This is a genomic window from Pediococcus pentosaceus ATCC 25745, assembly GCF_000014505.1.
Lineage (GTDB): Bacteria > Bacillota > Bacilli > Lactobacillales > Lactobacillaceae > Pediococcus > Pediococcus pentosaceus.
The window spans coordinates 1577899-1602657 of the sequence record NC_008525.1 but is presented as its reverse complement, the minus strand read 5'-3'; the positions used below and the strand labels follow the sequence as shown (position 1 = coordinate 1602657).

Annotated in this window: 17 protein-coding genes; 12 read left to right on the top strand and 5 right to left on the bottom strand. The window is 34.7% G+C overall.

Features of this window, described 5'->3' with window-relative positions; genetic code table 11:
- Positions 1–293: 293 nt before the first annotated feature.
- The gene (locus PEPE_RS07885; protein WP_002832954.1) at positions 294–1814 is read right to left on the bottom strand and encodes a ClC family H(+)/Cl(-) exchange transporter; all 1521 of its coding nucleotides are present in this window, start codon (positions 1812–1814) and stop codon (positions 294–296) included.
- Between the two features lie 129 nt (positions 1815–1943).
- On the opposite strand from PEPE_RS07885, the gene PEPE_RS07880 reads away from it, so the two are divergent.
- The 3 genes from PEPE_RS07880 to PEPE_RS07870 all read left to right on the top strand — a co-directional run bounded on the left by PEPE_RS07880 (position 1944) and on the right by PEPE_RS07870 (position 5127).
- Positions 1944–2573, top strand: a complete 630-nt coding sequence (locus PEPE_RS07880) for an HAD-IA family hydrolase (RefSeq protein ID WP_002832955.1) — start codon at positions 1944–1946, stop codon at positions 2571–2573.
- Positions 2574–2648: 75 nt separating this feature from the next.
- Positions 2649–3563, top strand: coding sequence for an aldo/keto reductase (locus PEPE_RS07875; protein WP_011673766.1), 915 nt, complete (start codon positions 2649–2651; stop codon positions 3561–3563).
- Positions 3564–3756: 193 nt separating this feature from the next.
- Positions 3757–5127: an FAD-dependent oxidoreductase gene (locus tag PEPE_RS07870; RefSeq protein ID WP_002832957.1), complete on the top strand. Its 1371-nt coding sequence runs from the start codon at positions 3757–3759 to the stop codon at positions 5125–5127.
- A 53-nt stretch (positions 5128–5180) separates the two neighbouring features.
- On the opposite strand, the gene PEPE_RS07865 is transcribed toward PEPE_RS07870, so the two are convergent.
- Positions 5181–6068 (bottom strand): LysR family transcriptional regulator, encoded by an 888-nt coding sequence (locus PEPE_RS07865; RefSeq protein ID WP_002832958.1) that lies wholly within the window; start codon positions 6066–6068, stop codon positions 5181–5183.
- A gap of 135 nt (positions 6069–6203) precedes the next feature.
- Here PEPE_RS07865 and PEPE_RS07860 point away from each other — a divergent pair, with 135 nt between their 5' ends.
- The 3 genes from PEPE_RS07860 (at position 6204) to PEPE_RS07850 (ending at position 10883) form a co-directional block, all read left to right on the top strand.
- On the top strand, positions 6204–7832 hold the full coding sequence (locus PEPE_RS07860) for a malolactic enzyme (protein WP_002832959.1): 1629 nt from the start codon (positions 6204–6206) through the stop codon (positions 7830–7832).
- Positions 7833–7949: 117 nt separating this feature from the next.
- A complete protein-coding gene (locus PEPE_RS07855; protein WP_011673765.1) occupies positions 7950–8921 on the top strand; it encodes an AEC family transporter in 972 nt (323 codons plus the stop codon).
- Positions 8922–9137: 216 nt separating this feature from the next.
- Positions 9138–10883, top strand: a complete 1746-nt coding sequence (locus PEPE_RS07850; protein WP_011673764.1) for a hypothetical protein — start codon at positions 9138–9140, stop codon at positions 10881–10883.
- 112 nt (positions 10884–10995) lie between these two features.
- Here PEPE_RS07850 and PEPE_RS07845 read toward each other — a convergent pair whose 3' ends face one another.
- Positions 10996–11496: a YbhB/YbcL family Raf kinase inhibitor-like protein gene (locus PEPE_RS07845; RefSeq protein ID WP_002832962.1), complete on the bottom strand. Its 501-nt coding sequence runs from the start codon at positions 11494–11496 to the stop codon at positions 10996–10998.
- A gap of 161 nt (positions 11497–11657) precedes the next feature.
- Here PEPE_RS07845 and PEPE_RS07840 point away from each other — a divergent pair, with 161 nt between their 5' ends.
- Together PEPE_RS07840 and ligA are read left to right on the top strand one after the other, a co-directional pair.
- Positions 11658–12413 (top strand): exodeoxyribonuclease III, encoded by a 756-nt coding sequence (locus PEPE_RS07840; RefSeq protein ID WP_011673763.1) that lies wholly within the window; start codon positions 11658–11660, stop codon positions 12411–12413.
- A gap of 17 nt (positions 12414–12430) precedes the next feature.
- Positions 12431–14458, top strand: coding sequence for an NAD-dependent DNA ligase LigA (gene ligA, locus PEPE_RS07835; RefSeq protein WP_011673762.1), 2028 nt, complete (start codon positions 12431–12433; stop codon positions 14456–14458).
- A gap of 11 nt (positions 14459–14469) precedes the next feature.
- Here ligA and PEPE_RS07830 read toward each other — a convergent pair whose 3' ends face one another.
- The gene (locus PEPE_RS07830) at positions 14470–14889 is read right to left on the bottom strand and encodes a GtrA family protein (protein ID WP_011673761.1); all 420 of its coding nucleotides are present in this window, start codon (positions 14887–14889) and stop codon (positions 14470–14472) included.
- 98 nt (positions 14890–14987) lie between these two features.
- On the opposite strand from PEPE_RS07830, the gene PEPE_RS07825 reads away from it, so the two are divergent.
- Positions 14988–15914 carry a glycosyltransferase family 2 protein gene (locus PEPE_RS07825; RefSeq protein ID WP_011673760.1) on the top strand — a complete coding sequence of 309 codons (927 nt, stop codon included), beginning with the start codon at positions 14988–14990 and terminating at the stop codon, positions 15912–15914.
- On the top strand, positions 15914–17542 hold the full coding sequence (locus tag PEPE_RS07820; RefSeq protein WP_011673759.1) for a glycosyltransferase family protein: 1629 nt from the start codon (positions 15914–15916) through the stop codon (positions 17540–17542). The genes PEPE_RS07825 and PEPE_RS07820 overlap by 1 nt, the downstream gene beginning before the upstream one ends.
- 82 nt (positions 17543–17624) lie before the next feature.
- On the opposite strand, the gene PEPE_RS09025 is transcribed toward PEPE_RS07820, so the two are convergent.
- Entirely contained in the window at positions 17625–22625 is a 5001-nt protein-coding gene (locus PEPE_RS09025) for a bifunctional glycosyltransferase/CDP-glycerol:glycerophosphate glycerophosphotransferase (RefSeq protein ID WP_372237475.1), read from the bottom strand.
- Positions 22626–22802: 177 nt separating this feature from the next.
- Here PEPE_RS09025 and PEPE_RS07810 point away from each other — a divergent pair, with 177 nt between their 5' ends.
- Positions 22803–23618 (top strand): ABC transporter permease, encoded by an 816-nt coding sequence (locus PEPE_RS07810; protein ID WP_011673757.1) that lies wholly within the window; start codon positions 22803–22805, stop codon positions 23616–23618.
- A 15-nt stretch (positions 23619–23633) separates the two neighbouring features.
- A complete protein-coding gene (locus tag PEPE_RS07805; RefSeq protein WP_002832970.1) occupies positions 23634–24695 on the top strand; it encodes an ABC transporter ATP-binding protein in 1062 nt (353 codons plus the stop codon).
- Positions 24696–24759 lie beyond the last annotated feature (64 nt).

The following is a 24759-nucleotide window of genomic DNA, read 5'->3' as shown; positions in this document are numbered from 1 at the left end:
ATCTCGTTGTTAATTATAAATCGTTTTTAATAATTAAAAAACAAAAACGCTTGTGAAATATTGTCTAATATTTATCATTTTTTTAAAAAATGTTTTATTATTTGAAAGTTAATATCATTTTATAATCCGAAGTGACTGTTATAGGGGATTTTGATGCGGATAATTGACAAAAAAGTGCTATTAATTAATGATTCAATCATTATTTGGTACAAATAAAGGAACTAGTCGTAAACTCACTATAAAAAGAAGCATCAAGCAGCACGCTAAGTGCTGTTGGATGCTTCTTTAGTGGTTTAGTTTATTTTTGCAAAATGGGCAGCGATTTTTTTACGATTTCCCCGATGAGTAGTAACAATCAACGTATCACCAGGTTTAATTACTGAATCACCACTTGGAATAATTGAATTAGAGCCGCGACGAATGCTAATTAATAAACTTTCTTTGGGCCAAGAAATATTGCGAACTGCTAAACCATCCAGCTTAGAACCTTCGACAATTGGAATTTCTACTCGGTCTTGAGGCCCGCTAGGAGTAGCAGTAATAGTTGGAACTAATTGATGAAGTAAAGATTCATAAATTGGTTCACCGCCGAGTAAATCTAATACAATGTAGGCGGTAAGCGCCACAACGGCTAGTGGCATTAAATGTTGTAGCGAACCAACCATTTCAGTAATCAGTAGAATTGCAGTAAATGGCGCTTTACCAATGGCGGCAAAGTAGCCAGCCATGGCATAAATCACAAAGTTGGGTAAGTAATGGATATCAATTAGATTAAGATTAGCCATGATACTAACGTACAAAGCCCCAAATATAGCACCCAGGGTTAGGATTGGAAGAAAAATTCCTCCGGGTAATCCGGACCCATAAGATACCATGGAAAAAATGAATCGAATAATTAATAGGGTGAAAAGCGTCATAAAAATCGGATTTTTGTTAGCAATTGCAGTAATGATGGAATTTCCACCACCTAAATATGATGGCCATAAAATTCCGATGGGAATAATCGTTATAAAAGGCACTAAACTATGGAGCCAACGTGGTAAAAAGCTAATTTTTTGATACCATTTTTTTAGATTTAATGTACAAAGCTGATATAGTCGTCCAAAAAGGCCCAATAAAATCCCCAAGGCAATTAGGTGCCAGTAAAGCCCAAGAGGCAAAGAATGAGGATATCTAATCGCTAAAACTGGAGTTAAACCAAAAAAGTTAAGAGAAACAAAGTTTGACACAACGGCGCTGGTAAGGGCACTAATCCAAACCAACGGAGAAAAGTTATGGTAGATTTCTTCCAAAACGAATAGAGTACTAGCAATAGGAGCATTAAAAGCAGCTGAAAGGCCAGCTGCGGCTCCACCAGCGATTAAAACGCGACGTTGAGAACCACTATAGTGGAGGGTTTCACTCCAACCTTGACCTACTACCGCTCCTAACTGAATAGAAGGGCCTTCACGCCCTAGCATCAAGCCAGATCCGATTGCTAAAATCCCACCAGTAAACTTTTTCCAAAGTACTGGCCACCATTTTTCTTCATATTCACCAGATAATTGTCCTTCAATTTGAGGAATTCCTGAGCCAGATATTTGGGGAGAAGTTTTAACTAACAATCCTACCAACACTGCTAAAATAATATTAATTACTACAATCAGGGCCAACCAATGCCAACTGGAACTGGCTAGTCGATAAATTGATTGTGAAATTTCTAGAAGATGTTCGATTGCTAGTCTAAATGTGCTGACAATTAAACCAATCAAAATTCCAATAAAAATAGAGTTTAGTAAAGTAGATAATCGAGTATCTTCAATTTTCAAATGCATTTGTTTCACACCTTATTCAAACGTAGTTATTTCTATAGTATCATACGAAGAAGCTGAAAATGTTCAAATTTATTTGATAAATAAAAACGGTATAATAGAAGGAAATAGATTTAGGATGGTGTTTTAATAATGAAAAAAGTAGTTAGCTTTGCAGGATTTGATACTTTATTTGATACAGAAGTTTTTTACAGAGCAATTGGTCGATTAGGTGAACGTTATAATATTGACGATAATTTAGTTCGTAACACTTACGTTGAAAAAGAATTAGCTTTGATGAAAGCTGATGAGTTTGTAAAATACTCCAAGTTAATGGAAGAAGCCCTCAATCAAACGGCAGATGAGTTAGGATTTAAAGTTGACCCTAGTGACTTTAGTGATGTTTTGATTGCTCATACCGTGATGAAGCCTTTCCCTGATGCACCGACTGCGCTTTATCAAATTAAAGCTAAGGGCTATGAAACAGTATTGATGACGAACCATTCTAGAGATTTAATTCAAAGTAATGTGATTAATCTAGATCATGAATTTGATATGATTATTACGGCAGAAGATGTTCAGACATATAAGCCTAATCAAAAATTCTTTGACTATGTTAATGATCAACTCGGCAATGATGTAGAGAAACATGTTCATGTTGCTGTAGATGAAGTTAAAGATTTGAAACCTGCCCAAGATGCTGGTTGGAACGTGATTAAGATTGATCGTAAGTCTGAGGATGCATCGATTGCATCATTAATGGACACAGTAGATAAACTATAATTTGTCGCATATTGTTAGTTTGTAAAATCGATTTCTGTTATTCTAACCATGTTTAGATGATAGGAGGAAAGTACAATGTTAAATCAAATCAAAATTGGTAAAAGTGCAGTTGAAACTACAACTTTAGGATTAGGGACCAATAAAGTTGGTGGACATAACTTGTTTGAAGGGTTAGAAGATCAAGATGGTTACGAAGTAGTTAGAACCGCTTTGGATAGCAACATTAAGTTGTTAGATACAGCTTATGCATACGGGTATGGTCGTTCAGAAGAAATCATTGGTGATGTAATTAAAGATTATGACCGTAGTAATATAACGATTGCAACTAAGGCAGCTCAGGACGTAAACCATGATTATAAACCTAACAATAATCCGGAATTTTTAACTCAACAAATTGATCATGCCTTGAAACGATTAAAAACCGATTATATTGATATTTTTTATATCCACTTTCCAGATGAAACCACTAACAAAGCAGAAGCAATTGAAGCCTTAGTCAAGGCACGGGATGCGGGTAAGATCAAAGCCATTGGAGTTTCTAACTTTAGTTTAGAGCAAATTAAAGAGGCCAATGCTGATGATGTTATTGACGTTGTCGAGGATCATTACAGTCTTGTGCATCGTGATGCTGAAAAAGAATTAATTCCATATTTAAATGAGCGTAATATTACTTTTGTTCCATACTTTCCATTAGCTTCTGGAATTTTGACTGGTAAATATGCTAAGACAGATAGCGGAAAGTTCAACCAATATTCCCAAGCGGAATTTGATCAAATCATCGATGCCGTTGAAAAGGTACGTGGAATTGCTGAAAGTAAAGATGCAACGGTAGCTCAAGTAGTGTTGGCATGGTATCTAAAGAACCCCAACCTCGGCGTTGTAATTCCAGGAGCTCGTAAAGCAGAACAGGTAAAAAGTAACGTTAAAGCTACCGCAATCGAACTAAGCGATCAAGAATACCATCAAATCGATGCGTGGTTTAAATTTTAATAACTGAATCAAAAGTCATTAACAAAGATGCTAGTGCCCAAAAAGTTAGACCAAAAATCTAGCTATTGGAAGTCACTACAGAGATAGGTTAATGGCTTTTTTTATTTGTAGTTTATAAGCGTTTTAATTGTAAGCGGTTCACAAAAAGAGTTAGACTGTAGACGTAATATTAAGAAATAGGGGGACAATACAGATGGATAAAGTAAAAGTTATCATTGTTGGGGCATCACATGGAGGGCACGAATCGGCGATTGAGCTATTAGATAAATACGATAATGTCGATGTTACGATCTATGAAATGGGAGATTTCGTATCGTTTATGTCGTGTGGGATGCAACTTTATTTAGAAGACCAAGTTACAGACGTTAATGACGTAAGAAATTTCCGGCCAGAGGATATCACTTCTAAAGGTGGAAAGATTTATAACAATCATCAAGTTACAGCAATTGATGTTGATCAAAAACAGGTGACAGTCAAAGACCTGAAAGCAGGTTCAGAAGAACAAGTAGCTTATGATAAATTAATTCTTAGTTCAGGAGTAACACCTAAGAATCTACCGGTACCAGGCACAGATCTTAAAAATGTTTATTTAATGCGTGGTTATGACTGGGCAACTAAGATTAAAGCTGCCTTGACTGATGATAGCATTAAAAACGTAGCCGTAATTGGTTCAGGATATATTGGAATTGAAGCAGCTGAAGTATTTGCTAAGAAAGGTAAACACGTCACCTTATTCGATTTCATCGACCGTCCCCTCGGAAATTACCTAAACCATGAAATGACGGAAATTATTGATAAAACATTAACTGACAATGGTATTCAAGTAGAAATGAGCCAAAGTATCACTGCATTTAAAGGCGATGATAAAGTTGCCAGTGTAGAAACTAAAAAGGGAAGTTATCCTGCAGATTTGGTAATTCAAGCTGCGGGTGTCCAACCTAATACAGAATGGCTTAAGGGCGTTGTGGACTTGACTGATCGAGGATTCATCAATGTAGATGGATACTTGAGGACCAATGTGCCAGACGTATTCGCCATTGGAGATGCGATCTTACCATTATCGATTCCAGCCGGAAAACCATCGCCGATTGCCCTAGCTACAACCGCCCGTCGAGAAGCTCAATATGTTGTGAACCATATTTTTGAAAAGAAACCAACTCAAATTTTTAAGGGAGTTGTTGGTTCATCAGCCTTACATGTGTTTGACGAACATTTTGCTTCGACCGGTGTAAATGAATTTACGGCAGAACGTTCTAATGTTGAAATTGTTAACTCACATTACGTAGATCATATTCGCCCCGCGTATGTTCCCAAGGCGGAAGGAAATGTGCGCGTTGATGTTGATATCACGTTTGACCCCCATACCCACATTGTTTTAGGCGGCGCGGTACTTTCGACCGCTGACATGACGGCACAAGGAAATGTTTTAGCTTTGGCAGTGGAACACCGATTGACGGTAGAAGACTTGGCTGAAGCAGATTTCTTCTTCCAACCAGGCTACGACCGACAATGGAGTTTAATTAATTTAGCTGCGCAACATGCTTTAGGATATGCACGTTTCTAAAGTAGATTCAAAAAAAGTTTGATACGCGATTTTTAATCAAGTATCAAACTTTTTTATTTCATTAGCGAATTTCCATAAATTAAATCGGCAATCTTTTGTTGATTGGGACTTAGAATCCGGTCTTTACGTTGGACCAAATTCATATAGAAGAAAGGTTGGTCTTCATCATAAAAAGGCAATGCTTTAATATCTGGGCGGGTAGTGAGTGCTGAATTGGCGATAAATCCGACTCCAACATTTTGAGCAACCATTTCTTGAATGACCTGAGCGTCGTTACTTTGATAGACGATATTAGGTCGAAAGTTTGTAATCTTACTAAAATTTTTTAAGGCTTCAGAATGAACGAAGTTACTATCAAAAGTAAGAAATTTTTCATTCTTTAATTCAGAAAACCAAATCTTTTCACGTTTAAAGAAAGGTGATTGGTTACCAACGATAGCGGTAAAATGGTCTTTTCCCAAGTGTTGGTAGGCTAAATTTCGGTGATGTTCATTTTGAACCGATCCCATTAATGACATATCCAAGGTTCCATTTAAAAGCATTTTTTCTAACTCAGCTGATCCTTTTTCTACGGGAACAATTGCTTTTAATAGATTTTGTTCGGTAAGCTGTTTAGCGATTTTTGGAAAAAAGTATTTGGTCATAATGGGGGGTAATCCCAAAATGAGTTTGTTGGTATTAATATTGTTGATACTATTTTGCGCAATGGCGATATGATCCAAAATCGCATTAACATGTTCATCTAGTTGTTGACCGCTCAAAGTGACATTTAAGTGGTGACGTCCTTGGTCGCGAGTGAAAAGGGTGGTATTAAACTCTTCTTCTAATCGGCGAACTGACATACTAATTGTCGGTTGGCTAACATGAAAAATTTCGGCAACTGAAGAAAAATTTTTATTTTTTACGAGTTCATGAAAATAATTCAAATCTTTAATGTTCATATTGCACCTCCGAAATACTATTATAACAGCATTTTTAGAATTAATATAAAAAATATTTATAACTAATAATAAATTTGACTATAGTTTTTACGAGGGATTAGACTTACACAGTAAATAAGAACTGGAGGAAGAAAAATGACTGAAAAAGCAATGAGTATTCTTAATAATCCATATTTAAATAAAGGAACGGCGTTCACTAAAGAAGAACGTGACCAATTAGGATTGAATGGTTTAATTCCACCATACATCCAAACAATCGATGAACAAGTTGAACAAGTTTATGCACAATTTCAAACCAAGGCCAATGACCTTGAAAAGCGTTTGTTCTTGATGCAAATCTTCAACGAAAACCGCGTGTTATTTTACAAGTTATTTAGTCAACACGTTGTTGAATTTATGCCAATCGTTTACGATCCAACTATTGCAGATACAATCGAAAACTATAGTGAATTATATGTACAATCACAAAATGCAACATTCCTATCAATCGATGATCCAGATATGATGGAAGAAGCTTTGAAAAATTCAGCTGCTGGACGCGATATTCGTTTGATTGTTGTTACTGATGCAGAAGGTATCTTAGGTATTGGTGACTGGGGTACTAACGGTGTTGATATCTCTGTTGGTAAATTGATGGTTTATACAGCTGCTGCTGGTATCGACCCAAGCCAAGTATTGCCTGTTGTTCTAGATGTCGGTACTAACAACCAAGATTTATTGAAGAACCCAATGTATTTAGGTAACCGTCACGAACGGATTAAAGGTGATCGTTACTACGATTTTGTTGATAAGTTTGTTGAAACAGCTGAAAACTTATTCCCTAACATGTACTTGCATTTCGAAGACTTTGGTCGTGATAATGCAGCTAACATTTTGAATAAGTACAAAGATCGTTATGTAATCTTCAATGATGATATTCAAGGAACAGGAATTATCACATTAGCTGGTATCCTTGGAGCATTAAACATTTCTAAGCAAAAGATTACAGACCAAGTTTACTTAAGCTTTGGTGCAGGTACAGCCGGAGCCGGTATTTTAGGACGAATCTACGAAGAAATGATTGAAAATGGTTTATCAGAAGAAGAAGCTAAGAAGCACTTCTACATGGTAGACAAGCAAGGACTATTGTTCGATGACGATGAAACATTGACACCAGAACAAAAACCATTTGCTCGCAAACGAAGTGAATTTGATAATGCTGATGAACTAACTGATCTATTATCAGTTGTTAAAGCAGTTCACCCAACAATTATGGTGGGTACTTCTACTCAACCAGGTTCATTTACAGAAGAAGTTGTACGTGAAATGGCAGCTCATACAGAACGTCCAATTATCTTCCCACTATCAAATCCTACTAAGTTAGCTGAAGCTAAAGCTGAAGATTTACTTAAGTGGACTGATGGCCGCGCATTAATTGCTACTGGTATTCCAGTAGGAGATATTGAATACAACGGTGTAACTTACCAAATTGGTCAAGCTAATAATGCTTTAGTTTACCCTGGTTTAGGTTTAGGTGTGATTGCTTCGACTGCTAAGGTATTGAATGACACAATGATTTCTAAAGCTGCTCATTCATTAGGTGGTATCGTGGATGTTGACCAACCAGGAGCTGCTGTATTACCTCCTGTTTCAAAATTGAGCGATTTCTCTAATACTGTTGCTAAGGCAATTGCTCAAAGTGCTGTTGATCAAGGACTTACAAAAGAAAAGATTGATAATGTTGATCAAGCAGTTGAAGATACACGTTGGAATCCTGAATACTAAAATCAGGACAATCGGAGAAAGCAAAAGAGAGAATTAAAATAAGAGAAGCAAAACTGTGGAGAGGACGTTGGTAAATCCGAGCGTTTCAGTTTTGTGAAAAGAAGAGAGTGTGAGAAAATGACTGCGTTTATTACGTCTGTTGGAAGTATTGTTACGATTCTTTTAATGATGGGCCTTGGTTTTGGGTTGCGAGGAATGGGTTGGTTTGACGACCAATTTAGTGGTAGTATTTCAAAATTAATTATGAATGTGGCTTTACCAGCTTCAATTTTCATGTCAGTAATGAAATATCTAACATTACCTAAGTTGATTGGTCTTTCAAGTGGATTGATTTATTCATTTGGAGGAGTAATTATTGGTTACATCATTGCTTGGATTACGGTTAAATTATTAAAGGTGCGTCCAGGTCGTCGTGGACTATTTATGAACACGATAGTTAATGCTAATACCATCTTTATCGGATTACCTTTGAATATTGCTTTATTTGGTACAAAGAGTTTAGCCTACTTCTTGGTTTATTATGTAACAAATACAGTTTCAACATGGGCCTTTGGGGTCTTCTTGATTGCTAATGATGATCCAACTAAGAAAGCTGACGACAAGTCTACTGGCCGTAAGATAAACTGGAAGAAACTTCTTCCACCTCCATTACTTGGCTTCCTAGTAGCTATCGTTTGGCTAGTACTTGGCTTACCTGTTCCAGGTTGGGCTGGTAACACATTGAGTTACGTAGGTAACTTGGTTACACCATTATCATTAATCTATATCGGTATCGTATTATACGATGCAGGTTTAAAGAGTATTCATTTTGATCGTGATACAATCTTTGCCTTGATTGGTCGTTTTGTTCTTTCACCACTTGTAATTACAGGGTTGATCTTATTAGGAGCACATACAGGTCACAGCTTACCAACGATGGAAATGCAAACTTTAATCGTTCAAGCAGCTGCACCTGGATTAGCTGTTATGCCAATCTTAGCTAATGAAGCGCATGGTGATGTTAAGTACGCTACCAACTTGGTTACAACTAGTACGATTTTATTCATTGTCGTTGTACCAATCGTAATGACATTGATCCAATTTATCTAAAAATATAATTTAAAAGTCACAATTATAAAAAACATCAGCAGCCACTTGGAGTGGTTGCTGATGTTTTTTGTTTACTAAAAATTTAATAAGTTCTATTGATTAAATAATATAATTTATGAATTTAAAATATCATTTTACATTATGACGGATATTCTGGCATTGTTAATATCGTTGCGTGTATAAAAATATATTAAAGGTTTAGTGGGGAGAAAATATATGGTTGCTCTAAATAAAAAAATTAAGACGCACTGGTATCTTATAATTATATTAGTCATAGGTATATTCATAACGATCCCTCAGATACACCATCATATTACGATTATTGGTGCAGATGGATTATTTCATTTTAACCGGATATATGATACTGCTATGCAGATAAAAAATCATAATTTTTCCTACTTTATTCAATTATATGGGTTCTCTAACTCAGGTCGAATGGTCACATCAGTATATAGTCCGTTAATCACATATATTTTTGGTGGAATATTGCTTATTTGCGGGAGTTTTTATAAATTTGAAATTGTAACGCGTTTTTTATTTTTTATTTTATCAGGGTTATCTATGAATTATGCCCTTAAAATGGGAAAGGTAAAAAATCAATTCATGATTCAATTGGTTTGTATTATGTACGCATTTAGTCCAGCTGTAATTAGATGGGATGCGGCACAGAACTTTACCAGTATTGGTGCAATGCTTATTCCTTTGGTAGTCGGGTGCGGCATGCGGATGGTTAATAATAAAGATGAACCTATCAATTGGGTTCAACTAGGTACTATTATGGCAGTAGTGGTACAAACACACCTAGCAACTGCTATTCAATCAGTATTCTTGTTAGTTATCTATGCTATTATTGCCTTAATAATTAATAGAGCTTCTAGAAAAAAATTACTTAAAAATGGTATTTACGCAGTTTTGCTTTGTATAAGCTTATCATTAAATGTAGTAGCGGGAATGTTCGAATTATATAATGGTAACTATATAGTGCCTATCGTTAAGTTTGATTTTGTCGATGGCAAGGGTATTTATAATATTTTACAAATATTTTCTGGAAAATGGGTTAACTTGTTTTTTATTTTAGCCGTTTCTTCAACTTTATTGTTCTTCTTTAAAAAGATATCTCTAGCTATGAAGGTTACAGGGTTTTTATCATTAACATTATTTTTGTGTTCAACAACTATTATTATTGATTGGCCTACTATCATGCATGATAGTGCTGTTTTTAGTAGTTTACTACAATTTCCAGCACGTTTAGTAGGCCCAGCCACAGTGTTAGCATTAATTACAGTTGCCAGCATTGGTGATTTTGAGTGTACAAATTTCTTTATCAAACAAATTAGGAATGGACTAATCCTAGTGTTGTTACTTTTCTTAGTAGTAAATATGCGCTCTAATTTTCGCTATAATCGGAGTGCAAGCCACAATGTATTAGTTTCAAAATCGACTACTATACCATATATTGGACGTGATCCTAAAACTTTAAAACATATTACTTATTTGATGAAGCAGCCTTTAAATGAACAGGATATTAATTATATTACTAAGTCAACTTCGGATTATATGCCTGCTAATCATAGCATAGATAATTCTGTATACTGGGATTATAACAATAAAATTATCCAACCGACCAAAAATAAAAATTATAAAAAGGAAGTAGCGCAACATAAGATTATTGTGACATGGAAGGGCAATGGAACTTATGATAATCCACCAGTTGCATATTATAAAAATAATCATTTTAAATTAAACGGCTTACCAGTAATCCCTAGATCTTCGGGAGGTATAATTAAGGTTCCTAAGGTTAAAGGAAAGATTGGTAAAAATGTTATGGAAGTAACGTATACGCCTAAAAAAGTTAGTGTAATGATGCTGTGGATAGCTATGTTAAGCTGGATTTCAATAGTATTTTATGCTTTTATACGTCTATTCAGACAGGTAAAACGTTCATTTTTATTTAGTAATTAAAAAGGCGTTGTAACAAGTGTTTTCTATACAAAATAGGAAAATATTCCTTAATATTAAGACAAAAAAATAAGCTGTTATCAAAGATTTTATTTCCTTTGGTAGCAGCTTATTTTTAACCTCGCGATGGGATCTCAAGTGTTGCTTTTTCAATTGTTCGTTCTTTGGTTTGGCGCATTAAATCATTAAGATAAAATCCTGGTTTTAAACCAGTCTTTTCTTTTAAGGCATAGACCGTCAGAGTATAGTCGTGATCAGCAGGAGGTTTAGGACCTAGGTAACGGGCCTCGATTGCTGGGTCATGAAAATCAATATATTTAGAAACAGAACTATTTTTACCTTGCACGATACCTGTATTTAAAATACTAATATTTTCAGGGATATAATTAGTTGCATCAATATCAGTAGCAATCCAATGAATCCAAGGGAAACCAGCCACAGGAACAGCATCATAGTCGATTAAAGTTAATGCTAATGCTTTAGTTCCAATCGGAATATCACTAATATTGATAGGGAATGAGCGAGTTGGAAAATCATGGGATGTATATGCTTTGGGAGCATGCTTACCAAATTGATCTGGTAAGTAGCCATTAATTAAGTCAACGCTAATTTTCATTAAAAACACCGTCCTTTTTTATTTAATTATAGCGTTTTAGAGCGTTTGAAGGAATCGTTTTTAGGAAAGCAAGCTGATGTATTGCGTACTATCAGTAATAAAATATGCGATAATAGAATGGGAATATTAGTAAATTAATTTTTACACTGGAGGAAGTCATTTTGAAGCTTATTTCATGGAATGTAAATGGATTGCGTGCAGCGGTTAAGCATGGATTTCTGGATGTTTTTAAGGAACTAGATGCAGATATATTTTGCATCCAGGAAACAAAGTTGCAAGAGGGGCAAATTGAATTAGAATTGCCTCACTACTATCAATATTGGAATTATGCGGAGAAAAAAGGATATTCTGGTACGGCAATTTTTACTAAAAAAAAGCCGCTTGCTGTAAGATATGGTCTTGGAATTGAAGAACATGACCAAGAAGGTCGTATAATTACTTTAGAATTTGAAAAATTTTACGTAATTACTTGTTATACACCAAATTCACAGCCAAAATTAAAGAGACTAGAATATCGAATGGCTTGGGATGATGCATTTAGAGCATACATAGACCAGTTAAATCAGCATAAACCCGTTATTTTCTGTGGAGATTTAAACGTGGCGCACCAAGAGATTGATTTAAAGAATGACAAAACTAATCATAAAAATGCAGGATTTACAGACGAGGAACGCAATAAATTTACACAGTTATTAAATAGTGGTTTTACAGATACATACCGATACTTCTACCCCTCAAAAGAAGGAGTTTATTCTTGGTGGAGCTATCGATTTAATGCACGTGCTAATAATGCTGGATGGCGGATTGACTACTTTGTTAGTTCAAAGGCGTTGGATCAAAAATTGACTGACGCCCAGATTCATACTGAAATTTTTGGTTCCGATCATTGTCCAGTCGAATTAGATCTTGATATATAAGTCATGGGAGAGAAAAGATGAGTTTACCAAAAAAATTGGAAGAGATGCAGGTTGAAGAAGCTAGTAAATTAGCGCAAAACCTTAGAGAGATTTTGGATCGTTGGAGCAAATTATATTACACCAAAGATGCTCCTGAAGTTGAAGATTACGAATATGACGAAAAATATGCGGATTTAGTGGCGTTAGAAGAAGCTTTTCCAGAAATCATCACCCAAGATTCGATTACTCAACGAGTTGGTGGTGAAATTTTAGAGGGCTTTACCAAAGTTACCCATACAGAACCGATGTTGTCGATGGGGGATGTTTTTTCGCGCGATGAATTAGTTGAATTTGATAATCGTATCCAAAAAAATGTTGGGCATCCAGTTGATTATAATGTTGAATTAAAAATTGATGGATTAGCAATTTCATTAATTTATCAAGATGGTGAGCTGATTCAGGGCTCTACCCGTGGAGATGGAAATATTGGTGAAGATATTACTAAAAATTTGAAGACTATTAAGTCAGTCCCCCAAAAATTGACCCGTCCGCTCTCGATTGAAGTTCGAGGAGAATGCTTTATGCCTAAAGCTTCGTTTGCTAAATTGAATGCACAACAATTAGAGGATGGAAAACCAGTTTTTGCTAATCCACGTAATGCGGCAGCAGGAAGCTTACGACAGTTAAATACAAATGTAACTAAGAAGCGGGATTTAGACACATTTATTTATACAGTTGTGGATTCAAATCAATTAGGGGCCAAAACTCAACATCAGGCAATTCAAATGATGGCTGAATTAGGCTTTAACACTAACCCTACCCAAGAAGTATGTGCTAATTTAGATGAAGTTTGGGATTATATTGCTAAATACGAAGGTCAACGGGAAGATTTACCTTATGGAATCGACGGGATCGTTTTGAAAGTTAATGATTTAAGTCTTCAGCAAGAATTAGGACACACAGTCAAAATTCCAAGATGGGAAATTGCCTACAAATTTCCACCAGAGGAGGCAGCTACAGTAGTTCGAGATATTGAATGGACGGTAGGACGAACAGGCGTGGTAACCCCCACAGCGGTGATGGACCCCGTTCAATTGGCTGGAACAACAGTTAGCCGGGCCACTTTGAATAATGTAGACCAATTAACAGCTAAGGATGTTCATATTGGCGATACGGTACTGTTACATAAAGCTGGTGATATCATTCCAGAAATTACACGAGTAGTGTTAGAAAAGCGTCCAGTAGGAATTAGTGAGTTAGATATTCCAACCCACTGTCCATCATGTGGTAAGGAATTAGTTCACTTAAATGGCGAAGTGGCCCTTCGTTGCATTAACCCTGATTGTCCAGCTCAAATTGTAGCTCGTTTAGAGCATTTTGGATCACGAAATGCGATGAATATTATGGGACTTGGACCAAAACAAATTCAACAATTATACGCGAAGAATTTTATTCATCACTTTGACGATTTATACAAATTAACTTCAGAGGAATTAAGCCAATTAGATGGTTTTAAAGAGAAACGTGTTAACAACTTACTTGAAGCCATTGATAATAGCCGAAAAAATTCTTTAGAGCGTTTAATTAATGGATTAGGGATTCAAGGGGTTGGTACGAAGATGGCGCGTACTTTAGCGGAAAAATTCGGAACGATGGATAATTTGATGCAAACAACAATTGAAGAATTTGATGCTGTAGATACGATCGGAGAAACCTTAGCTAATAATTTAGCAACATTTTTCCAAAGTGATGTAGCCCAAAATATGATTGATGAATTGAAGGCTGTCGGAGTTAATATGGAATATTTGGGTGTAAAGCCAGCTGAAAGTCCTGATGGTTATTACAAAGGGAAAAAAGTTGTTTTGACTGGAAAATTAGAACAGTATACACGAAATGAATTAAAGGAGCGTTTAATTAGTTTAGGTGCAGATGTGGCGGGTTCAGTTTCGAAGAAAACTGATATCCTCATTGCAGGAGCCGATGCTGGTAGTAAATTAACTAAGGCACAAGCTTTAGGAATCGAAATTTTAGATGAAACCGAAGCTATTGCTAAATTTGAACAATAAAAAAATGGGATTTAATCCCATTTTTGTTTGTTTTTGAATACGACCATTTTACTAAACGCATAGTTTGAAATGACAACAACGACATTATCAATAATTTTCACGATAATATCGTTTCCGTTTAGAAGCGTAATTCCAATATATAAAATAATAATATCAATTGCTAAAGTGGCTGTTCGCATTAAGAAGAATCGAACTGCTTCGGTTACAAGTTGACCAGTAGTTTCAGTATGAGAATTAAAAACCCAAAGTTTATTACTAACATAAGCCACAAGCACGGAAACAAACCAAGCAATTACATTACTAACTTGGTAGAACAGATGTAAGTAATCTGATAGAATGGCAAAGACACCAATATTTACGATGGTGGTTACCACGCCCCAAAAGAGATATGATATAACAGACTTGTACTTGTAAAATAGTTGATTAAGCATGATGTCATCTCCGAATCATTGTAAGGTTAACTTATTAAGTAAAACATGAAAGTACAAAAAAAGAAAGTTTATTTAATAGTTTGGATAGGTGAAGTAGTTTGAAAAAGTTATCAATAATTGTTCCAGCATATAATGAAGAGGAGACAGTCGGGTTATTTTATGACGCTTTCTCTAAAGTAGAATCACAAATGGATGTGGAACCAGAAATTATTTTTGTAGATGATGGTTCTAAAGATAAGACTTTAATCGAATTAAAAAAATTACAAAAAGAGCATGAAGAAGTTCACTATATTAGTTTTTCAAGAAATTTTGGAAAAGAAGCGGCCTTGTATGCTGGTCTCCAAAAAGCGACAGGAGATTTTGTAGCAGTGATGGATGTTGATTTACAAGATCCTCCGGAACTACTTCCTAAAATGCTTAAAATTGTCGAAGAAGGCGAATATGATGCCGTTGCCACCCGAAGACAAGATCGAGATGGCGAAAGCAAGATTCGTTCATTCTTCGCGCGCATGTTTTATAAGTGGATTAATAAGGTAAGTTCTTTAGAATTAGTTGATGGTGCTCGGGATTTCCGCGTAATGACTCGTCAAATGGTTGATAGTGTATTATCTATGGACGAACGTGAACGTTTCAGTAAGGGACTTTTTAACTGGGTGGGGTTCAATACCTATTACATTTCCTACGAAAATCGTGAACGAGTAGCCGGTAGTACATCTTGGTCATTCTGGGGGTTACTTAAATATGCGATTGAAGGGTTTATTTCATTTTCAACAGCTCCATTGTCGTTTGTTACTTCTGCAGGGGTACTAACGTGCGTGTTAGCTGTTTTGGGAGCTATAGCAGTGGTGATTAGGGCAATCCTATTCCCACATACAGCGGCCTTTGGATGGCCTTCTCTAGCAGTGATTATATTGTTCTTTAGTGGGGTTCAATTGTTGAGCCTTGGTATTATCGGACGCTATATTGCCGAAATCTATTTAGAAACAAAAAATCGTCCAATTTACATTATTAAGGAGGAGAAGTAATGGCCAGCCGAAGACCCTTACTACTGACGCTGACTATTTTTGTGATTACCGCGATAATTGTAACATTACCGGCCTTCAGCGGAAATTTTCTAAAGCTGACAATGGATGGAGGTATCCATCTTTCGAGATTGGAATCAGTTTTCGGGGCATTTTCTGTTGGTAAGTTGCCACCTCTGGTGAATTTTATAGGTCTAGGTGATCATGTTAATGCATTTAATGGAATGTATCCTTGGTTTTCCACAGCACTATTTTTTACATTGCCTAGATTAATATTGGGAAGTCCAATGCAATCAATGTTTGCAGGATATGTACTGTTGAACTTAGTAACAATGTTGAATGCTTATTTGCTGGTAAAAGAATTAAGTTCGGATAATATAGTACGAATCTTTTCGGCAATATTTTATGGAGTAAATGCATATCATTTAACATTGTTATTTTCTAGAGAAGCTCTAGGTGAGGCGGTTGCTTATACTTTTGCACCATTGGTTATGTTAGGATGTTTGCAAATTTGGAGTGGAAAAAATAAGGGACCGGTTTATCTCGCTATAGGTATGGGGATGATTGCTAATTCCCATGTGATTAGTTTGTTCCTAATTTGTCTACTATTAATAGTAATAGAATTTACAAGGATTTTTTTCAAAAAAGTAAATTTAATCGAAATAAAAAGATTTCTAATAAGCGGATTAATAGCTGCATTAATAAGTTGCTACTCACTACTTAATATTGTAAAAATAGCCAGTACTAATAAGATGTTTACTCCTACTAAAGGATTAGCACCTGTAATCCCATCTAAGATGGTATCTGCAGTATTAGATAATAGCATACAAGATGATAGGTATATATTTAATATAGGATTGGTTGGATTAATATTAATTATATTCTTATGTGTAGAACTATTTAAAAAAGATAAAATAGGTAATTGGGTGCCATGGACCGTTTTTGCAGTAATATTATTTATTTGTACGACATCTTGGTTACAATTAGAGAATACAAGATTAAAAGACTCTGTTTTTGGAAATATACAATTTCTAGGTAGGATTTCAGCTTTAATTGTATTATTAATAACTATAGCAATTACGATTTATTTAGAAGAACAAAAAGTACACAAAAAATATATTCTACTAATTATAAGTTTTTTATTAATTTTAATGGGTGTCGATAGTATTTTACAATTTCATTTAAAGAAAAATGACGATCCAATAAGGTTTTATGTAAAAAGTGATGAAAATTTTGTCAGAATTGCGCATGAGCAAACACATGGTTTAAGAGATTATACTTTGGTGGACAAAAACAACAATAATATTCTTTATACAGAAGCTAATACTGGTATAAAAAATTATAGTGGTACATCTAATTCAGCAACATTTGAAGTTAAAGCTAAGGAAAAAATAACTACTGTACCGATTAATATGTATAAAAATGTAGATTATCACTTATATGTTGACGGAAAAAAGAAGAAGTTTCAGTCAGACAAAAAAATATTGACTATCAATTTGAAAAAAGGTAATCATAAAATTAAGTTAGTATCAAAGGCAAGGTATAGTGAATATATTAGTATGTTTGTATCCTGCGTTAGCCTAATAGGCTGTGGATTATTTATAATATTGATAGAGCCACGAAAACATTGAAAGTGTTTTGTAGATAAAAAACCATAACGATTAGATATATAAATCTAATCGTTATGGTTTTTTATTTTATAACTTAGTTGCACTAACTAGCTAATACGTTTTTGGCGTTAAACCAAAAACTTTCATGATCAATAATACCATTAATCCAAACTCCGCCTGTATACAAGTTTGAAGAACGGAAATCTCTAGGTGTAAGAGTGGCTATTTGTTTTATGAATACTGGTTCTTCTCGTTCAGAGAGATCAATATTCTTAATAAATTTAGTTCCTTTCACTCCAGGAATTCCTGACCATAGAATCGTGGTATCTTTAATTTGTATTTGATCGCCAACAACTAGACTATCACTATTAGTTAATTGCTGAAGTTCATAAGGAGGTTTATTTTCGAGAACCGTTTCTAGTAATCGTTCTGTTGAATGGCCATCTTCCCATGAAGCAAATTTTTCTAAGAAAGCTCGATACTGATCGTTGTCAATGAATTTAGTAGGCTCGGTTAAAGCCTGTTGAACCAATGGAATTAACTCTTCATTAGTTTCAACGACTGGACCAGGAACCGTTGAATTGTAATCCATATAAAAACCACGAATATCTTCAGCATATGCTTTTAAATCGTATGCAAAGAAGATCATAGGACGTCTAAGAATCGAATAATCAAAAAATACACTGGAATAATCGGTAATCAAAACATCACTTATTAAATATAGGTCGGTAATATCTTCATAATCACTAACATTAATAACTCGATTACCATATTTGGTTAAATCAAGGTTATTAGCAATTAGATAATGCGTTCTAACTAAAATTAAGGTGTTTTCAGGTAGATCTGCAATTAATTTATCTAAATCAAGGTGCAATTCAGCGCGATAGTGATCTGCTCGTACAAAGTCATTGTCACGCCAAGTTGGTGCATAGAGGACAACCTTTTGATTATGAGCAATATTTAAGCCATCTTTTAATAGATTGATATCATCTTTAGTTGCATTACTTAAACGATCATTACGAGGATATCCAGTTGGGAGTAGCTGTGGATATTGCTTTCTAAAGGCGCGTTGCATGATTTCGTATGAATATGGGTTTGGCGTTAATAGGTAATCCCAACGCGCTGAATCCCGTATTACTTGTTTATGGTATTTCATCCGAGTTACTCCAGGCATAGTGACCTGCTGAACGTCAGTTCCAATTGTTTTTAAGGGTGTCCCATGCCAGGTTTGAACTACTACTGTATCTTTAGGTTTAAACCATCTAAAAGGACGACGAACATTAGTAAACCAATATTTAGCGCGTGCTTGAATCCAAATACTTCTTAGGCTAAACCTTATTACATAGGGGATGTTATGCTTTTTAAAGTATTCCTCGTAGTCTTTATTGACATTCCAATAAAGTTTAATTTCTGGATAATTTTGTTTCATGTATTCATAAATAGCTTTTGGATTGTCAGAATATTGACGTCCAAAGAAGCTTTCAAACATTGCAATATTTGCCTTTGGTAGAAGTTGTCCCAGAATATTTAATAATTTGTGTTGTATGTTATTTAGTTTTAACAAACGTTGGATTTTTGAGCGTATTAGATTAGTTTCTACTGATGATTGGTTTTCAGGTTTTAAGCTAAGCATAGCTTCACTTAAACGTTGAGCTGCATCTCCATCGCGCCCATATTCACAAAATTTATCATAAAATTGTTGAAGTTTATCAGAATATTTTACTTTTACATCATCAATGTGTTTGAGCGAATTAACTACATCAGCGGTAGTTAGTGCAACCGGTCCGGGAACCGTAGCATCATAATCCATATAAATACCACGGTTAGAAGGATCCAAGTACCAATCTTTATCATATGCGAAGAAAATCATTGGTTTTCTTAAGTAACCGAAATCAAACATTACACTTGAATAGTCAGTAATCAAAACATCACTAATCAGATATAAATCATTAATATTGTTATAGTCACTGACATCATAAACAAATCCAGAATTATTCAAGAAATTTTGTGAATGAGATACAAAGTAATGAAGACGTACAAGCAGGACGTATTCATCACTGAGTTCTTTTTGCATCATATCTAAATCCAACTCAAAATTAAAAGCATCTTTTGTTGTCCTATACGTAGGAGCATACAAAATAACTTTTTTGTTGTCCGGTAAATTTAGTTTCTTTTTAATAGAGGCTAAATAGTCAGTATTATTATTGGTAATCAACTCATCTGTGCGAGGAAAGCCCGTTTTCAGTATTTTCTTTTCAGGATAATCGAATGCGGCAGATCCATGTTTCAGCATGAAGTCAGAAGGCACGGACATTAAATCCCAACGACCGATTCGCTTAGCGAAATTTTTCTGAACACGATTCGATGCATTTTTAAAATGAGGTTCGTCAAAGCCCATTACCTTCATAAATGTTCCATGCAGAGTTTCAACCTCAATTTGGCCAGCTCGCTTAGAATACTGATTTGGAAAGTTAGTATTTTGAACAAGATACTTAGCTCTGGCCATATAATACCAGTATTTAAAGGACATCTGACGAACTCGAATTGCTGGTCCCTCAACTGGAGTTTGTTCATTTTTTAGGATCCAAACGAATTTCATATTAGGACGTTGTTTGGATAAATATTTATACATAGCTCTTGGACTGTCGTTATATGATTGACCCCAAAGACTTTCAAATAAAACAGTGTCTTTTTTTAAGGGTAACAATCGCATTAAAGGATACAGAACGGAATAAGTTAACCCTCTACGAATTTTTGTCCGATCAATCCAACTTTTGGTCTGATTAATATTAAGCTTCAAAAAACCGAATTTGTCTAAAAGAACGGTAGAATTAGTTCTTTTATTAATCGAATGATTTTGAACAGTTATTTGTACAGGATTAATATTAGCTAATTTAAATCTGTAAGAAATATTTTTAGAATCTAAAAGATTTAGATAAATATGATATTTTCCAGAAAGAACGTTTAATTGTGTTGGGTTTCCCAAGGGAATTGTGCCAACGATTTTATTGCCTAAAACAGTAGCTGTACCACCATTTAGATAGCGATTGATTAGGTCAGATGATAGTAGTTCGATTTTTCCCGTAGCGTTCAATTTTTCAGTAGATATTGAGGGGATTACCTCAAATTGAAGGGAAACAGCATTAGAATTCTTAGTAAATTGTACATTATTAGCTGGAGCTATCGAAACATCAGGTCTAATCCATAATCCCTTAGCTGGATTAATTGAAAGTGCAACACTTAAAGTAGAGTTGTTTAGTAATTGTTCAGTAATTTTAAAACTAGGTAAAATCGTTAGTCCAGTCTGAGTGTTTATAAAATTAACTTTACAACTCTGATTAAAGTAATTTTTTAAAAAAGTTGATTCAATTTCTAACTTGAAATTACCGTTATTATCAAAAGAACAAGGTAATAGAGTATCTTGAATTTTAGCAGTTAAATTTAATTCTGAGGAAGATCCGCTGATAATTAGACTACCAGAACTGGCTAATTTAACATCTGTTACTGTTGTTGGAAGTTTAGTACTTCCAATTGCTAAATCGGAAGTCGGAACTGCCTTAATAGTGGTTTCCCAATTGGTATTATGTCCGTAGATAAACGAAATATCACCTGTTGGGTCAGTAAAAGTTGAAACTGATCCAGACCCCTTTTTAGGCTGTCCTAAATAGACTGAAAGTAACTTAGAGCTTTTACTTTTTTTATAATCAATCTTAATTTTGTAAGTTCCAAGCCCAAGCTTTTCAACGTATTTAACTGGGTTCACTGAAAAACTAAATTTACTTGCAGGAGGCGTCATGCGTTTTAAATGGAAATTAAAAATGGTAAAAGGACGCGTAAATGTATTGATTTTAACTTTTTTACCTGTAGCAATATTTTCCAGATATACATTGACGATTTCTTGCTTAAAAGGAAAATGATGAGGAGATTTTTTTCCTATTTGTAAACTTCCAGCAAAATTAAGCTGTTCGTTCAAATATTTTACCTTTGTTATCCGAACCTTTAATGATGCAGGTGTATGAAAAATAGGAATGTTTCGATTCTTTCTATCAAGATTTGCCACTTTACCATTCAATGGATGGCCAAAAGATAATTGTTTTAAAAGGTTAAAATTACCGGTTTTTAATGCAAAGTATTGATACTGCTTTTTAGCAGACAACAGTTTGATGAGTGGTGTATCTAACAAATCCCACTCTCTAAAAAATTTGATAGTGGCCTCTTGAAACGCATAAATAAAAGTATCATCTGCATCGGCAATATCGTCCATGAATAATGGAATATCTACGTCTAATAGTTTAAATAACAATTGGCGCTTACTAGAACCGTGCCAAAGCGAATATTGTTCTAAGATGTTTTTTACTTGATATAAACTTTTTAAGCGGTCGAGGTATCTAGGTAATTCATTTTTTACTTGAGTAAAAGATGAATTACCACCATCACGCCATCTCCATCTATATACAACATTGGTGAGGATATCTATACCGGAACTCGCTAAAAATGCCTTTGAAGTGAAGGAAACATCTTCATAAATTTGATTAATGGGAAATTTAATATTTTCTCTCTTGAGAACTTCTAATTTATACAACTTGTTCCAACTTGTAGTGTCATATAAAAGTTCTGGATGTTCTTTTAGACTTGTGTGTTTGTAATCATCAATAATTGCTTTTTTGTGAAGATAGGAAGGCTTATCACGACTCTTATCAAACCGGCGCACAAAACCTGTCACAATTTCGGAGCCTGAATTCATAGCTGAAAGCATCATCGTAGAATATGCATTGGATGGGACGATATCGTCTCCATCTACAAAGGCAATCCAATTTCCAGAAGCTAAATCAATGCCCTTGTTTCTAGAGGCACTAGGACCTGCGTTTTCAGGATTATGAACAGCAATAAAATTAGGATGATTTTGAGCATACTCATCGATAATTGAAGGAGTAGTATCGTCAGAGCAATCATCAATCATTATTACTTCGATTTTTTGAAATGTCTGTTCTGCTAGAGAATCTAGGCATTCTCTTAAATATTCAGATACATTATAGCAAGCGACAATTACACTTATTAAGTTATCTTGCCGGTTTGCTTTTTCTACGTTTTTCAAAATGTTCACCTTTACCTAAGTTGTTTAATATTTATGTGTCTAATAATGTATTATAATATACGTTATTGGTTTTTACATAATTTTAGAAAATAAGATTTTTAAAAGTTTAGTAATACTGTTTAATTACTTTTGAAATTATAGTAAAGTTTTAAATTAGTTATATTTATTAAAGGAGCAATACAAACGATGAATACAATGTTCAAAATAATTAGTGACCAATTCACTAATTTTAAGATAATTCGACGGATGGCTAAGTATGATGACCGTGCTAATTATCAAAGTCATTATCTAGGTTTAGCTTGGGAATTTTTGAATCCGCTGATTCAAATTGGAATTTACTATCTCGTCTTCGGGGTGGCTTTGAAGCGTGGAGATCCAATGCCAGGAGTACCATATTTGCCATGGATGGTGATGGGAATTGCTCCTTGGTTGTATATGAATAAGACAACTTTAGATGCTTCTAAAAGTATTTATCAACAAGTTGGGCTAGTTTCTAAAATGAAATTTCCAATTAACGTTTTGCCATCTATTAAAATTATGGGAAATTTATATAGTTTCTGGACGATGATGGCTTTTGGTGTGTTTTTGATGTTTGTTAATCGAATTTGGCCAACCATTTCATGGGTCCAATTCATATATTATTTTATTTGTATGATTGCACTTATGTATGCGTTGGGAATTTTTAATTCAACAGTGAGTGTACTAGTGCGTGATTGGCAAATTGCCCTACAATCAGTGTTAAGAATGCTGTTTTATATGAGTGGAGTATTGTTTAACTTCGTTACTTCAAATTTTCCACCTGTATTAGTACGTCTTTTAGAATTGAATCCTTTTTATTACGTTATTAACGGAATCCGGGAGTCGTTGCTTTCTAAGGGCTGGGTATGGCAACAACCAAATCTCAACTTAACGATTTCGTTCTGGTTGTTTATTTTTATTGTGATGATATTTGGTAGTTATCTACATAATAAATTCCGTGCTAATTTTGTGGATTTGATTTAAGCCGAGGAGTCTGAAATGGATAATACTTATAAAATTAAATTAGAAAATGTAACAAAAGAGTATGACCTTTTTAAATCAAAAAGTGATAAACTAAAGAACTTTTTTAATATTGGGAAAGTAGATGTTCCACATTTCTGGTCTTTAAAAGGTGTTAGTCTAACAATTAAAAAAGGGGAAACTTTTGGAATAATTGGAGTGAATGGTTCAGGAAAATCAACCATTTCAAATATTATTTCCGGAATCATTCCTCAAACCACAGGAATGGTCGATGTTAAAGGTGATACTTCAATTATTGCGATTGGCGCTGGTTTAAAGAGAAACTTAACTGGTGCCGAAAACATCCGTCTAAAGGGTCTGATGCAAGGTTTGACAATCAAAGAGATTGATGAAGTTAGAGATTCCATCATCGATTTTGCCGATATCGGTACTTTTATTGATCAACCGGTTAAGGACTATTCTAGTGGGATGCGTTCCCGTTTGGGATTTGCAATTGCGGTACACATTAACCCTGATATCATGATTATTGATGAGGCATTGTCTGTTGGTGATGATACTTTCTATCAAAAGTGTGTGGACAAGATTATGGAATTCAAGGAACAAGGAAAGACTATTTTGTTTGTTAGTCATTCCCTTAATCAAGTAAAAATGATTTGTGATAGAGTTGCATGGATGCATTTTGGAGAACTACGAGAAATTGGCGAGACAGAGGAAGTAATTGAACACTACCGTAAATTCTCAAGTGACTTCAAAAAGAAGACAGCCAAAGAACGTAAAAAATACCAACAAGATAAGAAAAAAGAGCAAATTAAATTTAACATTGATGAGTATCGTAAGTCTCTAATTGAAGATGAAGTCAAGAAGGGCATCGATAAAAATCAAGCAGAAAAGGATGTACAGGAAAGAATGTATCATCAAATAACTCCAGACAAGATGTCTTTGACAACCAGGATTGTTACTGGAATAGCAATATTAGGACTTGCATTCTTTGCGTTGGTAAACATTTCTGGCCACTCAGTTACTAATTCGCTGGAACATCCAACAACGTTAATGCATCCAGTACAACATAAAGTTAGGTAATTAAAAGTAAAAACCATGATTTGAGATATAGATGTATATCTAATTCATGGTTTTTATTAAGGAG

Coding starts and splice junctions, on each gene's coding strand:
- PEPE_RS07885 (WP_002832954.1), bottom strand. CDS start 1,814: ATGCATTTGAAAATTGAAGATACTCGATTATCTACTTTACTAAACTCT.
- PEPE_RS07880 (WP_002832955.1), top strand. CDS start 1,944: ATGAAAAAAGTAGTTAGCTTTGCAGGATTTGATACTTTATTTGATACA.
- PEPE_RS07875 (WP_011673766.1), top strand. CDS start 2,649: ATGTTAAATCAAATCAAAATTGGTAAAAGTGCAGTTGAAACTACAACT.
- PEPE_RS07870 (WP_002832957.1), top strand. CDS start 3,757: ATGGATAAAGTAAAAGTTATCATTGTTGGGGCATCACATGGAGGGCAC.
- PEPE_RS07865 (WP_002832958.1), bottom strand. CDS start 6,068: ATGAACATTAAAGATTTGAATTATTTTCATGAACTCGTAAAAAATAAA.
- PEPE_RS07860 (WP_002832959.1), top strand. CDS start 6,204: ATGACTGAAAAAGCAATGAGTATTCTTAATAATCCATATTTAAATAAA.
- PEPE_RS07855 (WP_011673765.1), top strand. CDS start 7,950: ATGACTGCGTTTATTACGTCTGTTGGAAGTATTGTTACGATTCTTTTA.
- PEPE_RS07850 (WP_011673764.1), top strand. CDS start 9,138: ATGGTTGCTCTAAATAAAAAAATTAAGACGCACTGGTATCTTATAATT.
- PEPE_RS07845 (WP_002832962.1), bottom strand. CDS start 11,496: ATGAAAATTAGCGTTGACTTAATTAATGGCTACTTACCAGATCAATTT.
- ligA (WP_011673762.1), top strand. CDS start 12,431: ATGAGTTTACCAAAAAAATTGGAAGAGATGCAGGTTGAAGAAGCTAGT.
- PEPE_RS07830 (WP_011673761.1), bottom strand. CDS start 14,889: ATGCTTAATCAACTATTTTACAAGTACAAGTCTGTTATATCATATCTC.
- PEPE_RS07820 (WP_011673759.1), top strand. CDS start 15,914: ATGGCCAGCCGAAGACCCTTACTACTGACGCTGACTATTTTTGTGATT.
- PEPE_RS07810 (WP_011673757.1), top strand. CDS start 22,803: ATGAATACAATGTTCAAAATAATTAGTGACCAATTCACTAATTTTAAG.
- PEPE_RS07805 (WP_002832970.1), top strand. CDS start 23,634: ATGGATAATACTTATAAAATTAAATTAGAAAATGTAACAAAAGAGTAT.